This window comes from Arthrobacter sp. EPSL27, from assembly GCF_001512305.1.
GTDB lineage: Bacteria > Actinomycetota > Actinomycetes > Actinomycetales > Micrococcaceae > Arthrobacter.
Genome location: NZ_LNUT01000005.1, coordinates 178,633 through 202,543 on the forward strand (window position 1 = coordinate 178,633; position 23,911 = coordinate 202,543).

Below are 23,911 nucleotides of genomic sequence, written 5' to 3' on the forward strand. Positions count from 1 at the left end.
CTGTGCTAGACCTTTCGCAGCAGCATGCGGCGGATGGAATGGTCGGCGTCCTTGGTGAGGACCAGTTGCGCTCGGCCACGGGTGGGCAACACGTTTTCCACCAGGTTGGGCTCGTTGATGCGCTTCCAGATTTCCCGGGCGGTCTCCTCCGCCTCGGCGTCCGAGAGCGTGGCGTAGCGGTGGAAGTAGGACTCCGGCTGGGCGAAGGCGGTGGTCCGCAGCTTGCGGAATCGGTCCACGTACCACTCCTCGATGTAGGAGGTTTTGGCATCAACATAGATCGAAAAATCGAAGAAGTCACTCAGCGCCAGGCCCTGCCGGCCGTCATGCCGTGGCCGGGCCGGCGCCAGCACGTTCAGCCCCTCGACGATCAGGACATCGGGCCGGCGCACCACCACTTCCTTGCCCGGGACGATGTCATAGGTCACATGCGAGTACCAGGGGGCCCGGACTTCCTCGGCGCCGCCTTTGATTTCGCTCACAAAGCGCAGGAGTGCCCGGCGGTCGTAGGACTCGGGGAAACCCTTGCGTTCCAGCAGCTGCCGGCGCTTAAGTTCGGCCAGCGGGTACAGGAAGCCGTCGGTGGTGATGAGCTCAACGTTGGGGGTGCCCGGCCAGCGGCGGAGCATCTCGCGGAGCACGCGGGCGATGGTGGACTTGCCCACTGCCACCGAGCCTGCGACGCCGATGACGAAGGGGGTGCGCTGGGTCTGTTCGCCCAGGAACGTGGTGGTGGCCGAATGGAGCTGGCCTGCGGCTTCGACGTATAAATGGAGCAGGCGGGACAGTGGAAGGTAGACCTCGCGGACCTCCTTCATGTCGAGGGGGTCGCCCAGGCCGCGGAGACGGAGTACGTCCTCCTCGTTGAGGGGCTGCTCCATCTGGGCAGCGAGCCGGGACCAGGTCTGCCGGTCCAGCTCCACGAACGGGGAGACGCCGTCGCCGTTCGCTTCATTGCGTTGCAAAGTCACCCTAGAGATTCTGCCTTCCGCCGGGCCGAGAGCGAAATGGACGGCGCTGCCCCCGCGAAAACAGTCGAGGGAACGGCTTTCCGGGCCCCGCGGCACGCGTCACGGGCCGCTGGTCCTACGTCCGCCGTCCGGGAAACCCGCTAGGCTTGAGACCATGTGTGGAATCGTTGGATATGTGGGCCACTCCGCTGGCCGGGTAAATACTGGACATAACGCCCTGGACGTTGTCCTTGAAGGACTGCGGCGCCTGGAGTACCGGGGCTACGACTCTGCCGGCATCGCCGTGGTAGCTGACGGAACCATTTCGTCCCGCAAGAAGTCGGGCAAACTGAGCAACCTGGTGGCCGAACTCGAGGCCAGCCCGCTGCCCGAATCGCTGACCGGCATCGGCCACACCCGCTGGGCGACCCACGGCGGCCCCACGGACCAGAACGCTCACCCGCACCTTTCCGACGGGGACCGCTTGGCCGTGATCCACAACGGCATCATCGAAAACTTCGCCGAGCTCAAGCAGGAACTGCTGCGCAAGGGCGTCACGTTCCGCTCCGAGACCGACACTGAAGTAGCTGCCGCGCTCCTGGGTGACATCTACCGGAACCAGCTCAAGGGCGACGCCTCCAACGGCGGCCTCACCAAGGCCATGCAGCTGGCCTGCCAGCGCCTCGAAGGCGCCTTCACCCTCCTCGCCGTGCACGCGGACCAGCCCGACGTCGTCGTGGCCGCCCGCCGCAACTCCCCGCTGGTGGTGGGCCTGGGCGACGGCGAGAACTTCCTGGGCTCCGACGTCTCCGGCTTCATCGACTACACCCGCCGCGCCGTCGAGCTTGGCCAGGACCAGATCGTCACGATCACCGCGGACACCGTGGAGATCACCGACTTCTACGGCACCCCGGCCGAAGGCAAGGAATACCACGTCAACTGGGATCCGGCGTCGGCGGAAAAGGGCGGCTTCCCGTCCTTTATGGAAAAGGAAATCCACGACCAGCCCGACGCCGTGCTGCAGACCCTGCTGGGCCGCTCGGACGTCAACGGCAAGCTCACCCTGGACGAGCTCCGGGTTGATCCGGAACTGCTCAAGAGCGTGGACAAGATCATCGTCCTCGCCTGCGGCACGTCCGCCTACGCCGGCCAGGTCGCCAAGTACGCGATTGAGCACTGGTGCCGGATCCCCACCGAGGTGGAGCTCTCGCATGAATTCCGCTACCGCGACCCGATCGTGGACCAGAACACCCTGATCGTCTCGATCTCCCAGTCCGGCGAGACCATGGACACGCTGATGGCCGTCCGCTACGCCAAGGAACAGGGCGCCAAGACCGTCTCGATCTGCAACACCAACGGCTCCACCATCCCGCGCGAATCCGACGCCGTGCTCTACACCCACGCGGGACCGGAAATCGCCGTCGCCTCCACCAAGGCCTTCCTGGCGCAGATCACCGCCGCCTACCTCCTGGGCCTCTACCTCGCCCAGCTGCGCGGCAACAAGTTCCAGGGCGAGATCAAGGACGTCCTCGCGGACCTCAACAAGATCCCCGCCAAGATCCAGCAGATCCTCGACAACGAGGCGCAGATCAAGGAACTGGGCCAGGCCATGGCGGACGCCAAGTCCGTCCTGTTCCTGGGCCGCCACGTCGGCTTCCCCGTGGCCATGGAAGGTGCGCTCAAGCTCAAGGAGCTGGCCTACATCCACGCCGAGGGCTTCGCCGCCGGCGAGCTCAAGCACGGCCCGATCGCGCTGATCGAAGAGGGCCAGCCCGTCTTCGTGGTGGTCCCCTCCCCGCGCGGCCGCGACTCGCTGCACGCCAAGGTGGTCTCCAACATCCAGGAAGTCCGCGCCCGCGGCGCCAAGACGATCGTGATCGCCGAGGAGGGGGACGAGGCAGTCAAGGCCTACGCCGAGCACGTCTTCTACATCCCGGAGACCCCCACCCTGCTGGCCCCGCTGCTCAGCACCGTCCCGCTGCAGATCTTTGCCCTCGCACTGGCCTCCGCTAAGGGCTACGACGTGGACCAGCCTCGCAACCTGGCCAAGAGTGTGACCGTAGAATAACGCCATGATCGTTGGCATTGGCGTAGACGTCGTAGACATTGAACGGTTCGGCCGGCAGCTGGAGCGCACCCCCGGGTTGCGCGACCGATTGTTCGTACCCGCGGAACGGGAACTGAACACCCGCTCCTTGGCGGCCCGGTTCGCCGCCAAGGAGGCCGTGGCCAAGGTCCTGGGCGCTCCGGCGGGCATGAACTGGCAGGACTGCTGGATCGGGTTGGACCAGAACGGTCCTACCGTCCAGGTCAAGGGCACCGTGCTGGCCGTGGCGGAGTCCAAAGGCGTCAAACGCTGGCACGTCTCGATGAGCCACGACGGGGGCATTGCCATGGCGACGGTGATCGCCGAAGGCTAGCCCGTCCGGCCCGGCAGCCGCCGGGCTTCCCGCAGCGACTGCACTCTCCACATTGACTGCACGGCGAATGGACCGCACCCATGATCAGCGCCTATACCGGAACCCAGATACGCGAGGCTGAACGGCCTCTCCTGGACACCGGTATGGGCGCTGTTCTTATGCAGCGGGCCGCCTACGGGCTGGCCAACGCCGTGGTCCGGGAACTCCGGGCCCGCGGCCACCGCCTCTACGGCGCCAGCGTCACGGTGCTGGCCGGCAAGGGCAACAACGGCGGCGACGGCCTGTTCGCTGCCGCCATGCTGGCCGGCCGCGGCATGCGGACGACGGCGGTCCTCACCGCCGGGGAGGCCCACAGCGAGGGCCTAGCGGCCTTCGAAAAGGCCGGCGGCCGGGTGTTCCGGCTGACCGCGGAGAACGCCGGTGAGGCGGCTGCGGCGGCCGCGCGCACCGGCGTCGTCATCGACGCGGTGCTGGGCACGGGCGCGCAGGGCGGGCTCCGCGGACCCGCCGCCGCCCTGATGGAGGCGCTGGGGCGCTCCCGGCCCGGACTTGTGGTGGCCTGCGACATTCCCAGCGGCGTGGACGCCGGCACCGGAGAAGCCCACCTGCCGGTACTTGGCGCGGACCTGACCGTCACGTTCGGCGCCGCCAAGGCCGGGCTCCTGGCCGACCCGGGCGCGGACTTCGCGGGCCGCGTAGAGGTGGTTCCGATCGGGATCGAGGCCGGCCTGCCCCAGCCCGCCCTGCGCCGGCTCGAGGCCGCGGACCTGTCCGCACTGCTGCCGCACCCCGGCCGGCGCTCCCACAAATACTCCCGCGGCGTCCTGGGCGTGGTGGCCGGGTCCTCGCGCTACCCCGGCGCGGCCGTGCTGGCCTGCCGCGGCGCGCTGGCAGCCGGGGTAGGCATGGTGCGCTACCTCGGTCCGCCGGACGTGGCCGACCTGGTCCGCCAGACCTGCCCCGAGGTGGTGTGCGGAACCGGCAGCCCCGCCGACGCGCACGTCCAGGCGTGGCTCCTTGGCCCGGGGCTGGACGAGGAAGCCCAGCAGCAACTGGACCGCGTCCGCGAAGCCGCAGCCACCGGCCTGCCGGTGGTGGCCGACGCCGGCGCGCTTCCCGCCCTGCCGCTCCGGCTGGACCCCCGCACCGTGCTGACCCCCCACGCCGGAGAACTGGCCACATTGCTGGGCCGTTACGGCGCGAACCCGGAACGCGGCAGCGTGGAGGACGCCACCCTGGCCGCGGCCCGGCAGGCCAGCGACCTGACGGGCGCCACGGTGTTGCTCAAGGGCGCCACCACCCTGGTGGCCGCACCGTCGGGCGCCGTGTTCAGCCAGGCCGAGGCCAGCCCCTGGATGGCCAGCGCCGGCAGCGGCGACGTCCTGGCCGGGGTGCTGGGATCCCTGCTCGCCCAGCTCGCCGAGACCGCCGACGCCTTCAGCGCCCGCGGCATTCCGGGCCCGGACCGGTGGGCCGCCGTGGCCGCGATGGCTGCCAGCCTGCACGGCCGCGCCGGGTCCCTGGCCTCCGGCGGCGGCCCGCTCACGGCGTCGGCCATCGCGGAATCCCTGCCGGAGGTGATGACGCGGCTGTAACAATCGCGCGCGTACTGCACCCCCTGTCAATTAGTAACCTTACTTACAAGTAGTCTGTCTAGAGATTGCCCGCATCAGCACGAGGAGAACACATGGAAGTCTGGCCCGGAACGGCATACCCGCTGGGAGCCACCTTTGACGGAACCGGCACCAACTTTGCCCTGTTCAGCGAACGCGCGGAACGGGTGGAACTTTGCCTCCTCGCTGATGACCTGAGCGAGACACGGATCGAGCTGACCGAGGTGGACGGCTACGTGTGGCACTGCTACCTGCCGCACATCCAGCCCGGCCAGAAGTACGGCTACCGGGTCCACGGCCCGTACGAACCGGAAAACGGCAACCGCTTCAACCCGAACAAACTGCTGATGGACCCCTACGCCAAGGCCGTCCAGGGCCAGATCGACTGGGACCCGGCGCTGTTCACCTACGAATTCGGCGACCCCGACTCCCGCAACGACAGCGACTCGGCACCGCACACCATGCACGGCGTGGTGATCAACCCCTTCTTCGAATGGGACGGCGACCGCCAGCTGCGCATCCCCTACCACCAGTCGGTCATCTACGAGGCGCACGTCAAGGGTCTCACCGAACTCCACCCGGAAGTCCCCGAGGATCAGCGCGGCACCTATGCCGGTGTCGCACACCCGGCGGTCATTGAGCACCTGCAGAAGCTCGGCGTCACCGCGATCGAGCTCATGCCCGTGCACCAGTTCGTCAACGACGGCACGCTCCAGGAGAAGGGCCTCAACAACTACTGGGGCTACAACACCATCGGCTTCTTCGCCCCGCAGAACACCTACAGCTCCACCGGCGACGTGGGGCACCAGGTGCAGGAATTCAAGGCCATGGTCCGCGACCTGCACCGGGCCGGCATCGAAGTGATTTTGGACGTGGTCTACAACCACACCGCCGAAGGCAACCACCTCGGCCCCACGCTGTCCTTCAAGGGCATCGACAACCAGGCCTACTACCGCCTGGTGGACGATGACCAGAAGCACTACATGGACTACACCGGCACCGGAAACTCCCTCAACGTCCGGCACCCGCACTCCCTGCAGCTGCTGATGGACTCCCTGCGGTACTGGGTGACGGAAATGCACGTGGACGGCTTCCGCTTCGACCTCGCCTCCACACTGGCCCGCGAGTTCTACGACGTTGACAAGCTCTCCACCTTCTTCGAACTCATCCAGCAGGACCCGATCGTCTCCCAGGTCAAGCTGATCGCCGAGCCCTGGGACATCGGCCCGGGCGGCTACCAGGTGGGCAACTTCCCGCCGCAGTGGACCGAATGGAACGGCAAGTACCGCGACACGGTCCGCGACTTCTGGCGCGGCGAGCCCTCCACCCTGGGCGAGTTCGCGTCCCGCCTGACCGGGTCCGCCGACCTGTACGAAAGCTCGGCACGGCGCCCCGTCGCCTCGATCAACTTCGTCACCGCCCACGACGGCTTCACCATGCGCGACCTCGTCTCCTACAACGAGAAGCACAACGAAGCCAACGGCGAAGGCAACAACGACGGCGAATCGCACAACCGTTCCTGGAACTGCGGCGAGGAAGGCGACACGGACAACGACCACGTCCTCACCCTCCGCGCCCGCCAGCAGCGCAACTTCATCGCCACCCTGCTGCTCTCCCAGGGCGTCCCCATGCTGCTGCACGGCGACGAACTGGGCCGCACCCAGGCCGGCAACAACAACACCTACTGCCAGGACTCGGAGCTCAGCTGGATCCACTGGGAGGCCATGGACCAGCCGCTGGTGGAGTTCACCGCCTTCGTCAACAAGATCCGCCACGACCACCCGACGTTCCGGCGCAGCCGCTTCTTCGACGGCCGCCCGGTGGTCCGCGGCGAGGGCGAGAAGCTGCCGGACATCGTCTGGCTCAAAACGGACGGCACCGGCATGCTGCCCGAGGACTGGGATAGCGGCTTCGGCCGGACCATCGGCGTGTTCCTCAACGGGCACGGCATCCAGGAACAGGACTCCCGCGGCCGCCGCATCACCGACGACAGCTTCCTCATGGCCTTCAACGCCCATGACGACGCCGTGGACTTCTGCATTCCCGCCGAGGAGTACTCCCAGTACTGGGAGGTCCAGTTCGACACCGCCGCTCAGGCCGACGACTACAAACCGCTCAAGGCGGGCGCAACCCTGACACTCCAGGCAAAGTCGATGGTGGTGCTGCGTGCCTACTCGGGTCCTGAGGAAGAGGTCGACTACTCCGCCGCCGCCTCCCTGGCTTCGATGGCCGAACAGGAGGAAGCACAGGAGGAGATGGCGAAGGCCCAGGACAAGGCCGCCGCCGACGCCGCCACCAGCGCTGCGGAGGCTACCGCTAAATGAGGACCCCCGTCTCCACCTACCGGCTGCAAATCCGTCCCGGTTTCACCCTCCAGGACGCCGCCCAGACCGTGCCCTACCTGAAGTCACTCGGCGTGGACTGGATCTACCTCTCGCCGATCCTGACGGCGGAGAAGGGCTCGGACCACGGCTACGACGTCACCGACCCCGCCGCGATCGACCCCGACCGCGGCGGGCCGGAGGGCCTGGCAGCCGCGTCGGCCGCCGCCCGGGAAGCGGGAATGGGGGTACTCGTCGACATCGTCCCGAACCATGTCGGCGTCGCCACCCCCGCCCAGAACCCGTGGTGGTGGTCCCTGCTCAAGGAGGGCCGGCAGTCCCATTACGCCCAGGCGTTCGACGTCGACTGGGACTTCGGCGGCGGCCGGATCCGGATCCCCGTGCTGGGGGAGGACTCGGACGTGGACGCGCTGGAGGTCAAGGACGGCGAACTCCGCTACTACGACCACCGGTTCCCGCTGGCTGAGGGAAGCTACACCGACGGTGATGACCCCCGCGAGGTCCATGACCGGCAGCACTACGAGCTGGTGGGCTGGCGCCGGGCCGACAACGACCTGAACTACCGCCGGTTCTTCGCCGTCAACAGCCTGGCCGGCATCCGGGTGGAACTCCCGGAAGTCTTCGACGAGGCCCACGCCGAGATCCTCCGCTGGTTCCGCGAGGGCCTGGTGGACGGGCTCCGGATCGACCACCCGGACGGACTGGCCGATCCTGCAGGCTACCTGCACCGGCTCCGGGAGGCTACGGGCGGCAGCTACCTGCTGATCGAGAAGATCCTCGAACCCGGCGAGGTCCTTCCGGCCAACTTCGACTGCGAGGGCACCACCGGCTACGACGCCCTCGCGGACGTGGACCGGCTCTTCGTCGACCCCGCCGGGCAGGACGCCCTTGACGCCCTCGACGCCGACCTGCGCGGCGGCGAAACCGCGGACTACGAGGATATGATCCGAGGCACCAAGCGCCGGATCACGGACGGCATCCTGCACTCCGAGATGCTCCGGCTGGCGCGGCTGGTCCCTGCCGAGGTTGGGCTCAGCGGCGAACTCGCCACGGACGCCCTGTCGGAAATCATCGCCGCCTTCCCGGTCTACCGCAGCTACCTGCCCGACGGCGCGGACGTCCTCAAAGAGGCGTGCGCCCTCGCGGTGCGGCGCCGTCCGGAACTGGACGACGCCGTCGGGCGCCTGCTCCCGCTGCTCCTGGAGGCCGGCCCGGAGGAGGGCTCAGAGCTGGGGCGCCGCTTCCAGCAGACCTCGGGCATGGTGATGGCCAAGGGCGTGGAGGACACCGCGTTCTTCCGCTACACCCGGCTGGGCACCCTGACGGAGGTGGGGGCCGACCCCACCGAGTTCTCCGTCGCGCCGGAGGAATTCCACCACCGGATGGCCCGCCGCCAGGCCGAGATCCCGCTGTCCATGACCACGCTCAGCACGCACGACACCAAACGCAGCGAGGACACCCGCGCCCGGATTTCCGTGCTCGCGGAGGCCGCCCCGGAATGGCGGGCCGCCCTCGCCCGGCTGCAGGAACTGGCGCCGCTGCCCGACGGGCCGCTCGCCAACCTGCTGTGGCAGGCCATCGCCGGTGCGTGGCCCGCGGACCGTGACCGGCTGCAGTCCTACGCGCAGAAGGCCGCCCGCGAGGCCGGCAACTCCACCGACTGGCTGGACCCGGACGCAGCGTTCGAGGAAAAGCTGGCCGCCGCCGTCGACGCCGTGTTCGACAACGACGCCGTCCGGACGGAACTGGAAACCCTCGTGGAGCTCCTGGCCCCGTACGGTGCGTCCAATTCGCTCGGCGCCAAGCTGGTGCAGCTGACCATGCCGGGAGTCCCGGACGTCTACCAGGGCACCGAGTTCTGGGACCGCTCGCTCACGGACCCGGACAACCGGCGTCCCTTCGACTACGGCGCCCGGCGCGCGGCCCTGGCCGCCCTCGACTCCGGCGACCGTCCGGCGTCGTACATGGACGAGACCGCGAAGCTCCTGGTCACCTCGCGCGCCCTGCGCCTGCGCCGGGACCGCCCGGAGCTGTTCACCGGGTACCTCCCGGTGGAGGCAACCGGGCCGGCGGCCGGGCACCTGGTCGGCTTCGAACGCGGCACCGCCGCGGGCGAGGGTGCCCTCACCCTGGCCACCCGGCTGCCCCGCGGACTGGAACAGCGCGGCGGCTGGCAGGACACCGCCGTCGAGCTGTCCGCGGAAATGACCGACCAGCTGACGGGGACGGCCTTCGGCCCGGGACCCGTGCCGGTGGCGGACATCCTGCGCCACTACCCGGTGGCGCTGCTGGTACCCGGCGCCTGACGCACGGACTGACAACCTGACCTTGGGAAACGGAAGAAGGCCATGATTTTGCCTGCACACGGAACCGAACGCTTCAACGTCTGGGCCCCGGACGCGCAGACCGTCACGCTGCTCGCCGGCGGCCGGGAATACCCGATGGCCCGGATTCCCGGCGCCGCGGACGGCGCTCTGCCCAACGCTGACGGGTCCAACGCTGACGGCTTCGACGGCTGGTGGACCGCACCCGACGCCCCCGCTGCCGGGGACGTGGACTACGGCTACCTGATCGACGGGGACACCACACCGCTGCCGGACCCCCGGTCCCGGCGGCAGCCCGACGGAGTCCACGCCCTGTCACGGACGTTCGACGCCGGCAGCCACCAGTGGGCGGACGGGCAGTGGCAGGGCCGGGACCTCCAGGGCGCGGTGATCTATGAGCTGCACGTGGGGACGTTCACGCCCGAGGGGACCCTGGACGCGGCCGCCGGGAAGCTCGGCTACCTGGCGGACCTCGGCATCGACTTCGTGGAGCTGCTGCCGGTGAACGGCTTCAACGGCACCCACAACTGGGGCTACGACGGCGTCCTCTGGTACGCGGTCCACGAAGGCTACGGCGGGCCCGCCGCGTACCAGCGCTTCGTCGATGCCGCCCACGCCGCCGGGCTGGGCGTCATCCAGGACGTGGTCTACAACCACCTCGGGCCCAGCGGGAACTACCTACCCCGCTTCGGCCCGTACCTGAAGTCGGGGGAGGGGAACACGTGGGGTGACTCCGTGAACCTCGACGGCCCCGGTTCCGACGTGGTGCGCCGCTACATCCTGGACAACGCCGCGATGTGGCTGCGGGACTACCATGTGGACGGGCTGCGGCTCGACGCCGTGCACGCCTTCAAGGACGAACGGGCGGTTCACCTGCTGGAGGACTTCGGTGCGCTCGCGGACGAGGTGGCCGCTGCGACCGGGCGCCCCGCCACGATGATTGCCGAGTCGGACCTGAACGATCCGCGCCTGCTCTACCCGCGGGACGTCAACGGCTACGGCCTGGCCGGGCAGTGGAGCGACGACTTCCACCACGCGGTCCACGTCAACGTCAGCGGCGAGACCACCGGCTACTACGCCGACTTCGGGTCCCTGGAAGCCCTGGCCAAGGTGCTGGTGGACGGGTTCTTCCACGACGGCAGCTACTCCAGCTTCCGCGGGCGGCACCACGGCCGGCCCATCAACACGGGCCTGGTCCACCCCGCCGCGCTGGTGGTCTGCAGCCAGAACCACGACCAGATCGGCAACCGGGCCACCGGCGACCGGCTGTCCCAGACGCTGGGCTACGGGCAGCTGGCGCTCGCCGCCGTCGCCACCCTCACCTCGCCGTTCACGCCGATGCTGTTCATGGGCGAGGAATACGGCGCCACCACGCCGTGGCAGTTCTTCACCTCGCACCCGGAACCGGAGCTTGGCAAGGCCACGGCTGAGGGCCGGATCCGGGAGTTCGAGCGGATGGGGTGGGACCCCGCCGTCGTGCCCGACCCGCAGGACCCGGAAACCTTCACCCGCTCCCGGCTCAACTGGGACGAAGCCGCCGGCGGCCACCACGCCCGCCTGCTGGAGCTGTACCGCCGGCTGATCGCGCTGCGGCGCGCCACGCCGGAGCTCTCCGGTCTCGGCTTCGAGGACACCGCCGTGGCGTTCGACGAGGCCGAGCGCTGGCTCCGCCTGCGCCGCGGCAGCGTCGAGGTGGCGATGAATTTCTCCGCCGAACCGCGCAGCCTCGCCGTTGCCGGCGCTTCGGTGGCGCTGGCCACCGACGACGGCGTCCGTCTCGCCGCCGGCCAGCTGGCCCTGCCGGGCCACAGCGCCGCCATCATCTCCGAATAGGACAGGACTTCCCATGACTTACGTTGCAGCAGAGACCCGCTATGACTCCATGCCGTACCGCCGTGTGGGGCGCAGCGGCCTGAAGCTTCCCGCCGTTTCCCTCGGCCTGTGGCACAACTTCGGCGACGACCAGGCCTTCGAGACGCAGCGCGCCATCCTGCGCCGCGCCTTCGACCTGGGCGTCAACCACTTCGACCTCGCCAACAACTACGGCCCGCCCGCCGGGTCCGCCGAGACCAACTTCGGCCGGCACCTGCGGGACGACTTCGCCCCGTACCGTGACGAGCTCATCATCTCCACCAAGGCCGGCTACAACATGTGGCCAGGCCCGTTCGGCGAATGGGGCTCCCGCAAGTACCTGCTGGCCAGCCTGGACCAGTCGCTGACCCGGATGGGCCTGGACTACGTGGACATCTTCTACAGCCACCGCCCGGACCCGGAGACGCCCCTGGAGGAGACCATGGGGGCGCTGGACCACGCTGTCCGCTCCGGCAAGGCCCTCTACGCGGGCATCTCCTCCTACACCCCGGAGCAGACCCTCGAGGCGGCCCGGATCCTGAAGGAGCTGGGCACCCCGCTGCTCATCCACCAGCCCAGCTACTCCATGCTGAACCGGTGGACCGAAAACGGCAGCCCCAACCTGTACGAGGCGCTGGACCAGGTGGGCGCCGGGTCCATCGCGTTCTCGCCGCTGGCCCAGGGCATGCTCACCGACCGGTACCTGCACGGGATCCCTGCCGATTCCCGCGCCGCGCAGGACAAGTCCCTGGATGAGAACAGCATCACCGAGGACAAGCTGGCCCGCGTCCGGGGGCTCAACCGGATCGCCGAAGGCCGCGGACAGTCCCTCGCCCAGATGGCCATCGCCTGGATCCTGCGCGACCAGGGCAAGGGCTCCGCGGTGACGTCCGCCCTGGTGGGTGCGTCCAGCGTCCGGCAGCTCGAGGACAACCTGGCCGCCATCAACAACCTGGACTTCACCGCGGCGGAGCTGACGGCGATCGACGAGTTCGCCGTCGAGTCCGATATCAACCTGTGGGCCCAGAAATAAAGGCCCAGCCGGGCGGCTGTTAAGCCTTCCGGTAACACTGGCGGCGCGGGGGCCGGGAACAACCGGGGCCCCCGCGCCGTTGACTAGAATGCTAAAGGCGCCGTTGTGCGCCGTGCCCGCTGCCGCCGTCGTGCATCAGAGTACTTCCGCCGGGCACATGACGTTGTCCCTCAAAGGAGTTCCGTGTCTTCACATCCCATTCGTGTTGCAATCGTCGGCGTAGGTAACTGTGCCGCTTCGCTGGTCCAGGGCGTTGAGTACTACCGGGACGCCGATCCCCAGGCCACGATCCCCGGGCTGATGCACGTGGAGTTCGGCCAGTACCACGTGGGCGACGTCAAGTTCGTTGCCGCGTTCGACGTCGACGGCAAGAAGGTGGGCCAGGACCTGTCCGACGCCATCCTGGCCAGCGAGAACAACACCATCAAGATCGCCGACGTCCCGCCGGCCGGTGTGACCGTGCAGCGCGGGCCCACCCTCGACGGGCTCGGCAAGTACTACCTCGAGACCATCGAGCAGTCCCCGGAGGAGCCGGTCGACGTCGTCCAGGCCCTCAAGGACGCCCAGGTTGACGTGATGGTCTGCTACCTGCCGGTCGGGTCGCAGGAAGCCGCAGAGTTTTACGCCCAGTGCGCCATCGACGCCGGCGTGGCGTTCGTCAACGCCCTGCCGGTCTTCATCGCCGGCACCAAGGCGTGGGCGGACAAGTTCACCGCGGCCGGCGTCCCGATCGTGGGCGACGACATCAAGAGCCAGATCGGCGCCACCATCACGCACCGCGTCATGGCGAAGCTGTTCGAGGACCGCGGCGTGACCCTGGACCGCACGTACCAGCTGAACGTCGGCGGCAACATGGACTTCAAGAACATGCTGGAGCGCGACCGCCTCGAGTCGAAGAAGATCTCCAAGACCCAGGCCGTCACGTCCAACGTCGAAGCCGACCTGGCCGCCAAGGACGTCCACATCGGCCCGTCGGACTACGTCCAGTGGCTCGATGACCGCAAGTGGGCCTTCGTCCGCCTGGAAGGCCGCAACTTCGGTGACGCCCCGGTGTCCCTGGAGTACAAGCTGGAGGTCTGGGATTCCCCCAACTCCGCCGGCGTGATCATCGATGCCATCCGTGCCGCCAAGATCGGCCTGGACCGCGGCATCGGCGGCCCGCTGCTCTCGGCGTCGAGCTACTTCATGAAGTCCCCGCCGGAGCAGTTCAACGATGACCTCGCCCGCGAAAAGGTCGAGGCCTTCATCCGCGGCGACCTGGAGCGCTAACCCCTGTCGGGACGCTCCCGCACTTCTGGTGCGTTCTGACGCAACGCTCCCGCACTTCTGGCGCGTTCTGACGCAACGCTCCCGCACCTTTGGTGCGGGAGCGTTGCGTTTTCCGGCGCGAAAGGCCTTCCTCCCGGACGCTCCCTCACGTTTGGCGGGTTTGGCCCGGACGCTCCTGCACTTCTGGTGCCGGCTGTCGCGAAGCTCCCTCAGATCGGCTCTAAAAGCCGGCGGCGGTTGATGGACTGATGTATGCGCTGCGGAGGATTCGCTTGATCCTGCCGATGGCACCAGCGAATCCATCGGCAAGGTCCTCCTTGGTCAGAAGGAGCACAGTCCACCCCGCTGCTTCGAAAGCCTTGTCCCGGCGGCGATCGCTGAAGATCTGGGCAGGGAGTAGGTGGTGCCCGCCGTCGTACTGGACCGCAAGGCGCCGACGCCGATACCCAAGATCCGCCGTCGGCGTTCCCGCGCTGCCCGGATGCAGTTCGACTTGGAGCTCCGGTTCGGGAAGCCCGGCGTCGCACATCGCAAGACGGAGGAGGGTCTCGGGCCCCGAGTCGGCTCCCACCCGCATCAGCTCCAGGGCCGCCCGGGCCCGAATGATTCCCTGGAGATTCGGGTGCCTGCCCACCAATGTACGCAACCCGTCTATGGTCGCGAAGGGTTCGCTCCGCCCCTCCAATCCGAAGCGGGGTATGCGAACGAGTTCGTCGCCCATGCAGACCAAGTCGTACAGGCTCAACCTCTGGGCGAGGTCGAGCCATGTCCGGGGCCGGGTGCTGATTCGGATGCCATCCTCTGTCTCGACCTCGTCGTCGAACGCCAAAACCGTATGCCCGATGATTCCTTTGCGTCGGACCTCCGGTAATGCCCGCGGCTTGCTCAAATGCAGTTCCTCAGAATCAGACAGCCACGGCGGCAGCAGCTGGTTCCTGAGTACGGCGGCCGTGACGTGCGAGATCCAAGCATTCGGAGACGCCGCGGACAGCGCCCGCGCAGCAGCCTCCAGCTCAAAGCTCCATGCGACGGGCCGGTAGACACCCCGGCTCACAGGACGTACGTCGGGCTTTCTGAGCCTGGTTCTCGGCACACCCAAGGACGTAGCCGCCGCGATGGTGAAGGGCCCGCTGGCAAGGGAACCGGGAAGTTTTGGTGGCAGGGTCATGCTGGCATTGTGAACCCAATCGCGTATCCGTGCAGAAGTTATCCACAGCCGGTTGTGCTGCTTGGATCCCCACAACGCGGCGACCCGACGGGAGGTGAGGGAGCGCTGGGTGGTTGTCGACGGGAGGTGAGGGAGCGTTGGGTGGTTGTCGACGGGAGGTGAGGGAGCGCTGGGTGGTTGTCGACGGGAGGTGAGGGAGCGTTTGGGCGGTTCCCGGCCGGATGTGAGGGAGGGTCAGAAGAGGCCGACGGGGTTGCCCTCGGCGTCGACGTCCATGCGCATCGCGGCCGGGACCTTCGGCAGCCCCGGCATGGTCATGACCGCGCCGGTCAGAGCCACGATAAAGCCCGCGCCGGTCTTGGGGATGAGGTCGCGGACGTGCACGGTGAACCCCTTCGGGGCGCCCAGCTTGGTGGCGTCGTCGCTGAAGGAATACTGGGTCTTCGCCATGCACACGGGGAAGCCGGACCATCCGTTCCGCTCGATCTCCGCAAGCCGCTTGAGCGCCGGGACGGAGAAATCCACCCCGTCGGCGCCGTAGACCTCCTGCACGATGGTGCGGATCTTGTCCTCCACCGACATCTCCAGCGGGTACAGGTGCCGGAACGTGTGCGGCGCGTCGATCGCAGCCGCCACCTTCGCCGCGAGCTCGTCCCCGCCGTCGCCGCCGCCACCGCGGCCCCAGACGTCGGCCACAGCCGCCTGGACGCCCTCCGCGGCGCACCACTCCAGCAGCCAGTCCAGCTCCTCCTGCGTGTCCGTGCCGAACCGGTTGATCGCCACCACCGGGGTGATCCCGAACTTCTCCACGTTCCGCACATGGCGCTGCAGGTTGACGACGCCGGCCGCCAAGGCCTCCACGTTGGGTTCCTTGAGCTGGTCCTTGGGGACGCCGCCGTGCATCTTCAGCGCCCGGACGGTCGCCACCACCACGACGGCGGACGGGGCGACGTCGGCGACGCGGGACTTGATGTCCATGTACTTCTCCGCGCCCAGGTCGGCGCCGAAGCCCGCCTCGGTGACCACGATGTCCGCCAGGCTGCGGGCGGTCTGGGTGGCGATCAGCGAGTTGCAGCCGTGGGCGATGTTGGCGAACGGTCCGCCGTGGACCAGCGCCGGGGTCCCTGCGATGGTCTGCACCAAGTTCGGTTTGATGGCGTCCTTGAGCAGCATGGCCAGGGCTCCCTGCACACCCAGCTGGGCCACGGTGACCGGCTGCCGGTCGTAGGTGTAGCCGAAAGTGATGCGGCCCAGCCGCTCCCGGAGGTCGGCGAGGTCCGTGGCGAGGCAGAACACGGCCATGATCTCCGAGGCCACGGTGATGTCGAAGCCGTCCTGCCGGGGGATGCCCTGGGTCGGGCCGCCGAGGCCGATCACCACTTCCCGCAGCGAGCGGTCGTTCATGTCCAGCACCCGCTTGAAGGTCATCCGGCGCGGATCGATGTTCAGCTCGTTGCCCTGGTAGATGTGGTTGTCCACGAGGGCCATGAGCGCGTTGTTCGCTGACGTGACGGCGTGGAAATCGCCGGTGAAGTGCAGGTTGATCTCGTCCATCGGCAGCACCTGGGAGTAGCCGCCGCCCGTGGCGCCGCCCTTCATGCCCAGGATGGGGCCGAGCGAGGGTTCCCGCAGGGCGATCATCACCTTGTGCCCGGCCCGGGCGAGGGAGTCCGCCAGCCCCACGGTGGTGGTGGATTTGCCTTCGCCGGCGGGGGTGGGGGACATCGCCGAGACCAGCACCACCTTGCCGGGGGCGCGCCGGGTGCCGCCCGCCGTCGGGCCCGTGAGCTTTGCCGGATCGATTTTCGCCTTGTACCGGCCGTGGAAGTCCAGGGCTTCGGCGTTGATCCCGGCCGCCGCGGCGATCTCCTCGATCGGCCGCATCGTGGCGCGCTGGGCGATCTCGAGGTCGCTCAGGGCCGGCGCAGCGGGCGCAGCCTGGGCAGCGGATCCGGCATTCGTGGGTTCAGGCATCGTTGTCCTTTGGCTCGTGGCGCCGGCGGGTGGTCCGGGCCAGTGGTTTCAGGCCGCTGTTACCGGCCCAAGGTTCCGGTGACGGGCGTGTGGCCCACCGGAATGGTCAGGTTTCCAAAATACTGGCTCAAGGCCGTGTGATAGCTCTCCAGGGTGATGGCGGCGGTCCGCTGCCAGCCGAACTCGTGCGCGTGCAGCGCGGCCGCGCGGCCCATGTCCTCGCGGGTGGCGGGGTCGTCGTGCAGGGCCTCCAGGGCGTCGGCCCAGTCGGCGGCCTTGTGCCCCTCGATGAGCATCCCGGTGCGGCCGTCAAAGACGGCACGGGACAGCCCGCCCACCTTGGTGGCCACCACCGGCGTGCCGCAGGCCTGCGCCTCGAGTGCCACCAGGCCGAAGGACTCACTGTAGGAGGGCATCACCACGACGTCGGCGGACCGGTACCAGCCCGCCAGCTCCGGTGCGCTGACCGGCGGATGGTGTGTGACGACGTCGTCCATTCCGGCGGCGCTGATGAGCGCCTTCAGATCGAAGTCCTTCGACCCGCTGATGGCGCCGACAATGGTCAGCTGCAGGTCGATGTCCGGGCGCCGGGCGCGCAGCAGGGCGGCGGCCTTGACCAGGATCTGCGGGCCCTTAAGGCGCTGGATCCGCCCGGCGAAGAGCAGGTGGAACCGGCCCGGCGGGACCCCGTGGGCTGCCCGGGCACGGCCGCGGAACGACGGCGTGAACGTGGTCAGGTCCACGCCCGGCGGCGCCACGTCGATGCGGTCGTTGTCCGCGTTGTAGTGCGAGACCAGCTCCGCCGCCTCGGTGCCGGTGTTGGCGATGAGCCGGGTAGCGCCGTCGACAATGCGCTGCTCGCCGTCCTCGCGCCGGCGCGGTTCCGGCTGCTCGCCGGCGGCCAGCAGCAGGTTCTTCACCTTCGCCATGGTGTGCATGGTGTGCACCAGCGGCAGGCCCCACAGGCTTGCGAGCTCCAGCCCGGCCACGCCGGAAACCCAGTAGTGCGAATGGATCACGTCGTAGCGGCCGTGCGGCTGGCTCTGCCGGATCCGGTCGATTTCAGCCACCATGCTGTGCAGCAGCTCCGGCAGTTCCTCCTTGGGCAGCTTCCGCGGCGGGCCGGCCAGGACGTTGTGCACGCAGACGCCGGGGGAGGGATGCTCGACGGCGGCCTGGCCGGCGGACGTGGAGCGGGTGAAGATCTCCACCTCGACGCCGGTCTCGGCGAGGGCCGCGGCGAGCGCGCGGATGTAGACGTTCATGCCCCCGGCGTCGCCGGACCCGGGCTGCTCCATCGGCGAGGTGTGCAGGGAGAGGAACGCTACCCGGCGGATCAGCGACATGGTTCTCTCCCTTCCTCGGACAGGTCCCGGGGGACATGTCCGCTCTTACACTGCCGGAACTGCATTTCGATCAAACATTACTCCTGAAGTCCGCACCGGTTCAGAGGTGGGCGCGCGGTGCCGGTCACAGGCGCGCGCCGGTGCCTCAGCCCGGCGCTTCCGAAGCAGGCCCCGTCAGTCCCGGAAAAGCTCCTCCAGTTCCGGGAACGCCGCCTCGTACCCGGCCAGCAGCTGCTGCGCGAGGTCCCCGGGGCCGGCCAGGGGGTGCCCGGCGAACGCCGCCAGGGCCGCGGCCCGGCGGTCCGGTCCCCTGGTGCCGGGCCTGCGGCTTGTTGCTGTGACGACGAGGCGCTCGACGTCCTTGACCTGCCGGAGCAGGGCCAGCTGCGCCGGCGCCGGGCGTTCCTGCCGCAGGGGCTCGACGCCGGCGGGGGTCACCCGGCAGGGGACCTCGACGACGGCGTCCGCGGGCAGTCCCGGGATGGCCGCGGTGCCCGCACCGGGGGCACCGCCGTCGCCGCCGGTACCCTCGCCCCCGTCGGCTGCGGCGGCAGCACCCGCACCGCTGTCGGCCGCGGTATTGCGGGTGTTCAGGATCAGCTCAGCCGGACCGCCGCCGGAGAGCGCCCGCATGGCGGCCAGGGCCACCCGTTCGTAGCCGCCCCCGGCCAGGTCCGTCTCGTCCCGGCGCTCGCCGGCCCGCCGGGCCTCGGCGAGGTAGCCCTCCTCGCGGGAACGGCGCGCCGCGTCCCACAGAGGATAGGCCTGCCGCCCGGCCGCCGCGAGCCGCGGATAAAGCTCGGCCTGCTGCCGGTCAATCGATTCGCCGCGCGTGGTGGCGGACGACCGGATGCCGGCAAGTGCCCGCCCGGTCTCGTAGTAGTAATAGAGGTACTCGTTGGGCAGACACCCCAGCTCCGCGAGGAAGCGCTGCGGGAACAGCCGCCCCTCCTCGAAGCCCGCCAGCGCGCCGGCGTCGGCCAGCAGCCCGGGCAGCACGTCCCTGCCGCCGGACTCCAGGCGGTACAGCCAGCCCAGGTGGTTCAGGCCGTAGTACCCGACGCCGTCGAGCCGGTTGGCGGGCAGCGCGACGCCGGCCGCGGCCGCCGCCCGGTACACCAGGCCGCTGGCCGAATCGCAGATGCCGACGACCTTGTGCCCCAGCACCGGAACGAGGGCTTCGGTGACCATGCCGGCCGGGTTGGTGAAGTTCAGCAGCCACGCGTCTGGGCAGCGGTGGCGCATCTGGGCGGCGAGGTCCAGCATGCGGGGGATGGACCGGAGCGCGTAGGAGATCCCGCCGGCCCCCGTGGTCTCCTGCCCCAGGAGCCCCAGGTCCAGGGCCACCCGCTCGTCGGCCGTTCGACCGGCGGTCCCGCCCGGGCGGATCGCGGCGAACACCATGTCGGCGCCGTCCAGCGCCTCGGCCAGGGACGTGGTGGCACGGACCACGGGGGCGGTGCCGGGGGCCGCTTCCTGCCCTGCGAAGGAGTCCAGGACGGCGGTGATGGCGGCGAGGCGGCCGGGATCGACGTCGTACAGCACCAGTTCCCGGACCAGCCCGGCGAAGGGTCCTGAACAGAGTGCCCGGAAGACCAGCGGAACGCGGAACCCGCCGCCGCCGGCAATCATCAGCCGCATGCCGACAGTCTATGCACTGCGCCCCGCCGGGCCCGCGGGATGCCTTTGCAGCGGTACCCGGACGGCGTAATGTGCGAGGTATGGACGCGATTCCGACGCGGCGTTTTGACCCGCTTTCCGCCGTCCGGACTCCGGCGGCGGAGGGCTTCGACCTGCTGCTGACCGGCACTGTTTTTCAGGACATCATCTTCACCGGCCTGCCGCACGCGCCCGTCGCCGGGACCGAAATCTGGAGCGACGGGATGGGCAGCTGCCCGGGCGGCGTGGCCAACCAGGCGATCGCCGCGGCCCGGCTGGGACTGCGGACCGGGCTGGCGGCGGCGTTCGGCGATGACGGCTACGGCGACTACAACTGGAAGATCCTGGCCGCGCAGGAGCATGTGGACCTGTCTTTGTCCCGGCGGGTGGCAGGCTGGCATTCACCGGTGACGGTGTCCCTCAGCGTGGACCACGACCGGTCCATGGTGACGCACGGCCATGCGGCCCCGGTGACCTCCAGCGAACTGATCGGCTGCCCGCCGCCGGCCCTTGCCGCGGTAGCAGAGCTTGGCGAGGAACTGGAGCCGTGGGCGCTCGACGCGTTCAAATCCGGGGTGCGGCTGTTCGGGGACGTCGGCTGGGATCCCACCGGTGCGTGGTCCTCCGCCCGGCTGGACAACCTGCGGTACTTCCACGCCTTTATGCCGAACCAGCACGAGGCGATGGCCTTCACCGGCCACGACAACCCCTGGGCTGCCCTCTACTCCCTGGCGGACCGGGTGCCGGTGGCCGTGGTGACCCTCGGGGCCCAGGGTGCCATGGCCGTGGACTCCGAGACCGGCGAGGAGGAATGGGTGCCGTCGCTGCCGGTGTCCGCGTACGATCCGACGGGCGCGGGGGACTGCTTCGGGGCCGCCTTTATTGTCGGGTGCCTGGCGGGGTGGCCGCTCGGCGACCGGCTGCGGTTCGCCAACCTGTGCGCGGCACTGGCAGTGCAGGAGGTGGGCGGCTCGCTGGCAGCCCCGGGCTGGGGTGACATCGCCGACTGGTGGCAGCGCGCCAACGCCCGGAAGGAACGGCAGGGCAGCCAGTGGCTCCGGCGCTACCGGTTCCTCGAGGACATCATCCGCGACGTGCCGCAGGAAGCGCAGCGCCGGGCGACGGCGACCATCGCGCACCTTTCCGACGCGTAGCCCCCCACTGGACATGCCCTCCGCCCGGGCCGGGGAGCGGACATGATGCCACTATGCCCGGTGGTGGCCGCGAAAAATGGGCATGTCCCGCGGAGGGGTTGTGCCGTGGTGGGAGGGGCCAGGGGGCATGTCCTCTGCCGGGGCCGGCGAGCGGACATGATGCCACTATGCCCGGCGGTGGCCGCGAAGATTGGGCATGTCCCGCGGGGCTGGCCGGCTGCGTCCGGGCGGAATTAAGCCCCTCGCGCTGCCACCCCTAGAATCGTTAAGTGACTTACCCAGCAGCAACAGGTGACCTCCCGCCCGTCCCCGAGGCTCCGGCAGCCTACGTCGAGGAACGCTCCGCGGTCATCGACCTCGCAGCCATCCGGCACAACGTCCGCCGCCTCGCGGCCGTGGCGTCGCCGGCGCAGGTGATGGCTGTGGTCAAGGCCGACGCCTACGGCCACGGCGCCGTCCCGGTAGCCCGCGCAGCGCTCAGCGCCGGGGCCAGCTGGCTGGGAACCGCCCACATTTCCGAGGCCCTGGCGCTGCGCGCCGCCGGCATCGACGCCCCGCTCCTGGCCTGGCTGCACACCCCGGAGAGCAACTTCGGCGCCGCCGTGGCCGCCGGGATCGACATCGGCTGCTCCGGCTGGGAACTGCAGCACATCGTCGCGGCCGCCCGCGAACAGGAACGGCCGGCCCGCGTCCACCTCAAGGTGGACACCGGGCTCGGCCGCAACGGGGCCACCATGGACGCATGGGACACTCTGGTGGGCGAGGCCATGGAGTACCAGGACCAGGGCCTGCTGCGGGTGGTGGGCGTCTTCTCGCACCTCGCCGTCGCCGACGAACCCGAGCGCCCGGAAACCGACGAGCAGCTCGCGGCTTTCCGTGAGGCCCTCGCGATCGCCCAGGACGCCGGCGTGGACCCGGAGGTGCGGCACCTCGCCAACACCCCGGCCACCCTCTCCCGGCCGGACACGCACTTTGACCTGGTCCGCACAGGCCTGGGCCTCTACGGCCTGTCGCCGTTCGAGGGGCAGAGCCCGGACGAGCTGGGCCTCCGCCCCGCCATGACGCTCCGCACCGTGGTTTCCCACTGCAAGGACGTGCGGGCCGGGCAGGGCGTCTCCTACGGCCTGAACTACCGCACCGGCAGTACCAGCACCCTGGGCCTCATCCCGCTGGGCTATGCCGACGGCGTCCCCCGGATCGCCACCGGAGGCCCGGTCCGCGTGGACGGGGTGACCTACCCCGTAGTGGGCCGCATCGCGATGGACCAGATGGTGATCGACCTCGGCCCGCTCAACGTTTCGGCCGGCGGGCGCAGCGTGCTCGGCGCCGAGGCCGTGCTGTTTGGCGACGGCCACAACGGCGGGCCCACCGCAGAGGACTGGGCCCGGGCAGCCGGCACCAACAACTACGAGATCGTCACCCGGATCAGCCCCCGCGTGCCGCGGCGCTACATCAATGAAGAACCCGCCAGCGACGGGCCGCAGCCGTGAGCCAGGCAACCTGGGAACGGACCCTGCACGTCCGGACCGCGGACCAGACCCACGCCCTAGGGGCGGCACTCGGCGCCCAGCTCCAGGCGGGCGACCTGCTGGTCCTCACCGGTGAGCTGGGGGCAGGGAAGACCACCTTCACCCAGGGCCTGGGCGAGGGCCTGGGCGTCCGCGCCGGCATCATTTCGCCCACCTTTGTGCTGGTCCGCATCCACCCGAACCTGCCCGACGGGCCCCGGCCCGGCGGCCCGGACCTGGTACACGTGGACGCGTACCGGCTCGGCTCCGCCTCGGAAATCGACGACATCGACCTGGAAAACACCATGGACAGTGCCGTGACCGTGGTGGAGTGGGGCAGGGACCGTGTGGAACACCTCAGCGAGAGCCGGCTGGAAGTGGACATGCTCCGGAGCCTCGGCGGCAGCGGCCCTGAGGGCAGCAGCCCTGAAGCCAGCGGCGCCGGCGGCCCCAGCGTGCCCGCGCCCGCCGGGGGCGCGGCCGTGCTGGACTTTGACACCGAGGACGACGACGAGCCCCGCACCATTGTGATCCGCGGCTTCGGCCCCCGCTGGGTGCAGCCGCCGGCGCTGCCTCCCGAGCCGGCACCCGCAGCCGACGCCCGGCACCACCGTCTGGAAGGGAACTGATGCTGATCCTCGCCATCGACACCTCGGCCGTGGCCAGCGCCGCGCTGGTCTCCGATGACACCCCGGAATCCCTGGTGGGCAGCTTCGCCACCGAGGACACCCGGAGCCACGCCGAGGTGCTGGCACCCGGCATCGAAGAGCTCCTCGCGGAGACCGGCCTCACCGGCGCCGACGTCGACGCCCTGGTCACCGGGGTGGGTCCCGGACCGTTCACCGGGCTGCGTTCGGGCATCGTGACCGCACGCACCCTGGCGTTCGTCTGGGGCAAGCCGCTGTACGGGGTGATGAGCCTGGACGCCATCGCCCTGGAAGTGGCGGAGTCCACCGACGCCGCCCCGGAGTTCATCGTGGCCACGGACGCCCGCCGGAAAGAGGTCTACTGGGCCCGGTACGCCCTGGCCGCCGGTCAGCTGCCGCAGCTGGTGGACGGCCCGCACGTGGGCTTCGCGGCGGACCTCCCGGAGCTTCCCGTCTACGGTGCCGGCGCCGGCCTCTACGCCGACGTCGTCAACGCCGTCCCGGAGTTCAGCACCAGCCAGCCGGAAGCCCTGTCGCTGGGCCAGTTCGCCCTTGCCCGGCTCGCGGCGGGGGAGCAGTTGCTCGAGTCCACGCCTCTCTACCTGCGTGAGTCCGACGCCCAGGTGCCCGGCCCGCGGAAGAGGGCCCTGTGA

17 protein-coding genes are annotated in these 23,911 nt (G+C 69.5%); 12 read left to right on the forward strand and 5 right to left on the reverse strand.

The window, feature by feature from the left end:
* Positions 1-5: 5 nt before the first annotated feature.
* Positions 6-971, reverse strand: coding sequence for a type I pantothenate kinase (gene coaA, locus AR539_RS11805; protein ID WP_082699342.1), 966 nt, complete (start codon positions 969-971; stop codon positions 6-8).
* 154 nt (positions 972-1,125) lie between these two features.
* On the opposite strand from coaA, the gene glmS reads away from it, so the two are divergent.
* The 8 genes from glmS to AR539_RS11845 all read left to right on the forward strand — a co-directional run bounded on the left by glmS (position 1,126) and on the right by AR539_RS11845 (position 13,802).
* Complete coding sequence (gene glmS / locus AR539_RS11810; protein WP_066436961.1) at positions 1,126-3,018, forward strand: glutamine--fructose-6-phosphate transaminase (isomerizing); 1,893 nt, start codon at positions 1,126-1,128, stop codon at positions 3,016-3,018.
* A gap of 4 nt (positions 3,019-3,022) precedes the next feature.
* Positions 3,023-3,370, forward strand: coding sequence for a holo-ACP synthase (locus tag AR539_RS11815; protein ID WP_066436964.1), 348 nt, complete (start codon positions 3,023-3,025; stop codon positions 3,368-3,370).
* Between the two features lie 80 nt (positions 3,371-3,450).
* Complete coding sequence (locus AR539_RS11820) at positions 3,451-4,965, forward strand: bifunctional ADP-dependent NAD(P)H-hydrate dehydratase/NAD(P)H-hydrate epimerase (protein ID WP_066436970.1); 1,515 nt, start codon at positions 3,451-3,453, stop codon at positions 4,963-4,965.
* Between the two features lie 92 nt (positions 4,966-5,057).
* The gene (gene glgX, locus AR539_RS11825) at positions 5,058-7,307 is read left to right on the forward strand and encodes a glycogen debranching protein GlgX (RefSeq protein ID WP_066436973.1); all 2,250 of its coding nucleotides are present in this window, start codon (positions 5,058-5,060) and stop codon (positions 7,305-7,307) included.
* Complete coding sequence (treY, locus tag AR539_RS11830) at positions 7,304-9,631, forward strand: malto-oligosyltrehalose synthase (RefSeq protein WP_066436975.1); 2,328 nt, start codon at positions 7,304-7,306, stop codon at positions 9,629-9,631. Before glgX ends, treY begins: the two co-directional genes overlap by 4 nt.
* A gap of 42 nt (positions 9,632-9,673) precedes the next feature.
* The gene (gene treZ / locus AR539_RS11835; protein ID WP_066436978.1) at positions 9,674-11,482 is read left to right on the forward strand and encodes a malto-oligosyltrehalose trehalohydrolase; all 1,809 of its coding nucleotides are present in this window, start codon (positions 9,674-9,676) and stop codon (positions 11,480-11,482) included.
* A gap of 13 nt (positions 11,483-11,495) precedes the next feature.
* Entirely contained in the window at positions 11,496-12,533 is a 1,038-nt protein-coding gene (gene mgrA / locus AR539_RS11840) for an L-glyceraldehyde 3-phosphate reductase (RefSeq protein WP_066436979.1), read from the forward strand.
* A 183-nt stretch (positions 12,534-12,716) separates the two neighbouring features.
* Entirely contained in the window at positions 12,717-13,802 is a 1,086-nt protein-coding gene (locus AR539_RS11845; RefSeq protein WP_066436982.1) for an inositol-3-phosphate synthase, read from the forward strand.
* 220 nt (positions 13,803-14,022) lie between these two features.
* On the opposite strand, the gene AR539_RS11850 is transcribed toward AR539_RS11845, so the two are convergent.
* From AR539_RS11850 to AR539_RS11865, 4 genes are all read right to left on the reverse strand, one after another.
* Entirely contained in the window at positions 14,023-14,970 is a 948-nt protein-coding gene (locus tag AR539_RS11850; protein ID WP_066436984.1) for a hypothetical protein, read from the reverse strand.
* 234 nt (positions 14,971-15,204) lie between these two features.
* On the reverse strand, positions 15,205-16,944 hold the full coding sequence (locus AR539_RS11855; protein WP_066436991.1) for a formate--tetrahydrofolate ligase: 1,740 nt from the start codon (positions 16,942-16,944) through the stop codon (positions 15,205-15,207).
* Positions 16,945-17,003: 59 nt separating this feature from the next.
* Positions 17,004-18,290: a D-inositol-3-phosphate glycosyltransferase gene (gene mshA / locus AR539_RS11860; RefSeq protein WP_066436994.1), complete on the reverse strand. Its 1,287-nt coding sequence runs from the start codon at positions 18,288-18,290 to the stop codon at positions 17,004-17,006.
* Between the two features lie 174 nt (positions 18,291-18,464).
* Entirely contained in the window at positions 18,465-19,931 is a 1,467-nt protein-coding gene (locus tag AR539_RS11865; RefSeq protein ID WP_066436996.1) for a family 4 glycosyl hydrolase, read from the reverse strand.
* Positions 19,932-20,011: 80 nt separating this feature from the next.
* Between AR539_RS11865 and AR539_RS11870 the strand changes: the two genes are divergently transcribed.
* The 4 genes from AR539_RS11870 to tsaB all read left to right on the forward strand — a co-directional run bounded on the left by AR539_RS11870 (position 20,012) and on the right by tsaB (position 23,911).
* Complete coding sequence (locus AR539_RS11870) at positions 20,012-21,103, forward strand: PfkB family carbohydrate kinase (RefSeq protein ID WP_066436999.1); 1,092 nt, start codon at positions 20,012-20,014, stop codon at positions 21,101-21,103.
* A gap of 269 nt (positions 21,104-21,372) precedes the next feature.
* Complete coding sequence (alr, locus tag AR539_RS11875) at positions 21,373-22,593, forward strand: alanine racemase (RefSeq protein ID WP_066437001.1); 1,221 nt, start codon at positions 21,373-21,375, stop codon at positions 22,591-22,593.
* Positions 22,590-23,240 (forward strand): tRNA (adenosine(37)-N6)-threonylcarbamoyltransferase complex ATPase subunit type 1 TsaE, encoded by a 651-nt coding sequence (gene tsaE / locus AR539_RS11880; RefSeq protein WP_066437006.1) that lies wholly within the window; start codon positions 22,590-22,592, stop codon positions 23,238-23,240. The genes alr and tsaE overlap by 4 nt, the downstream gene beginning before the upstream one ends.
* Positions 23,240-23,911, forward strand: coding sequence for a tRNA (adenosine(37)-N6)-threonylcarbamoyltransferase complex dimerization subunit type 1 TsaB (gene tsaB / locus AR539_RS11885; protein WP_066437009.1), 672 nt, complete (start codon positions 23,240-23,242; stop codon positions 23,909-23,911). The genes tsaE and tsaB overlap by 1 nt, the downstream gene beginning before the upstream one ends.

Coding starts and splice junctions, on each gene's coding strand:
- mgrA (WP_066436979.1), top strand. CDS start 11,496: ATGACTTACGTTGCAGCAGAGACCCGCTATGACTCCATGCCGTACCGC.
- AR539_RS11820 (WP_066436970.1), top strand. CDS start 3,451: ATGATCAGCGCCTATACCGGAACCCAGATACGCGAGGCTGAACGGCCT.
- treY (WP_066436975.1), top strand. CDS start 7,304: ATGAGGACCCCCGTCTCCACCTACCGGCTGCAAATCCGTCCCGGTTTC.
- AR539_RS11855 (WP_066436991.1), bottom strand. CDS start 16,944: ATGCCTGAACCCACGAATGCCGGATCCGCTGCCCAGGCTGCGCCCGCT.
- glmS (WP_066436961.1), top strand. CDS start 1,126: ATGTGTGGAATCGTTGGATATGTGGGCCACTCCGCTGGCCGGGTAAAT.
- AR539_RS11850 (WP_066436984.1), bottom strand. CDS start 14,970: ATGACCCTGCCACCAAAACTTCCCGGTTCCCTTGCCAGCGGGCCCTTC.
- AR539_RS11865 (WP_066436996.1), bottom strand. CDS start 19,931: ATGCGGCTGATGATTGCCGGCGGCGGCGGGTTCCGCGTTCCGCTGGTC.
- treZ (WP_066436978.1), top strand. CDS start 9,674: ATGATTTTGCCTGCACACGGAACCGAACGCTTCAACGTCTGGGCCCCG.
- AR539_RS11870 (WP_066436999.1), top strand. CDS start 20,012: ATGGACGCGATTCCGACGCGGCGTTTTGACCCGCTTTCCGCCGTCCGG.
- glgX (WP_066436973.1), top strand. CDS start 5,058: ATGGAAGTCTGGCCCGGAACGGCATACCCGCTGGGAGCCACCTTTGAC.
- mshA (WP_066436994.1), bottom strand. CDS start 18,290: ATGTCGCTGATCCGCCGGGTAGCGTTCCTCTCCCTGCACACCTCGCCG.
- tsaB (WP_066437009.1), top strand. CDS start 23,240: ATGCTGATCCTCGCCATCGACACCTCGGCCGTGGCCAGCGCCGCGCTG.
- AR539_RS11815 (WP_066436964.1), top strand. CDS start 3,023: ATGATCGTTGGCATTGGCGTAGACGTCGTAGACATTGAACGGTTCGGC.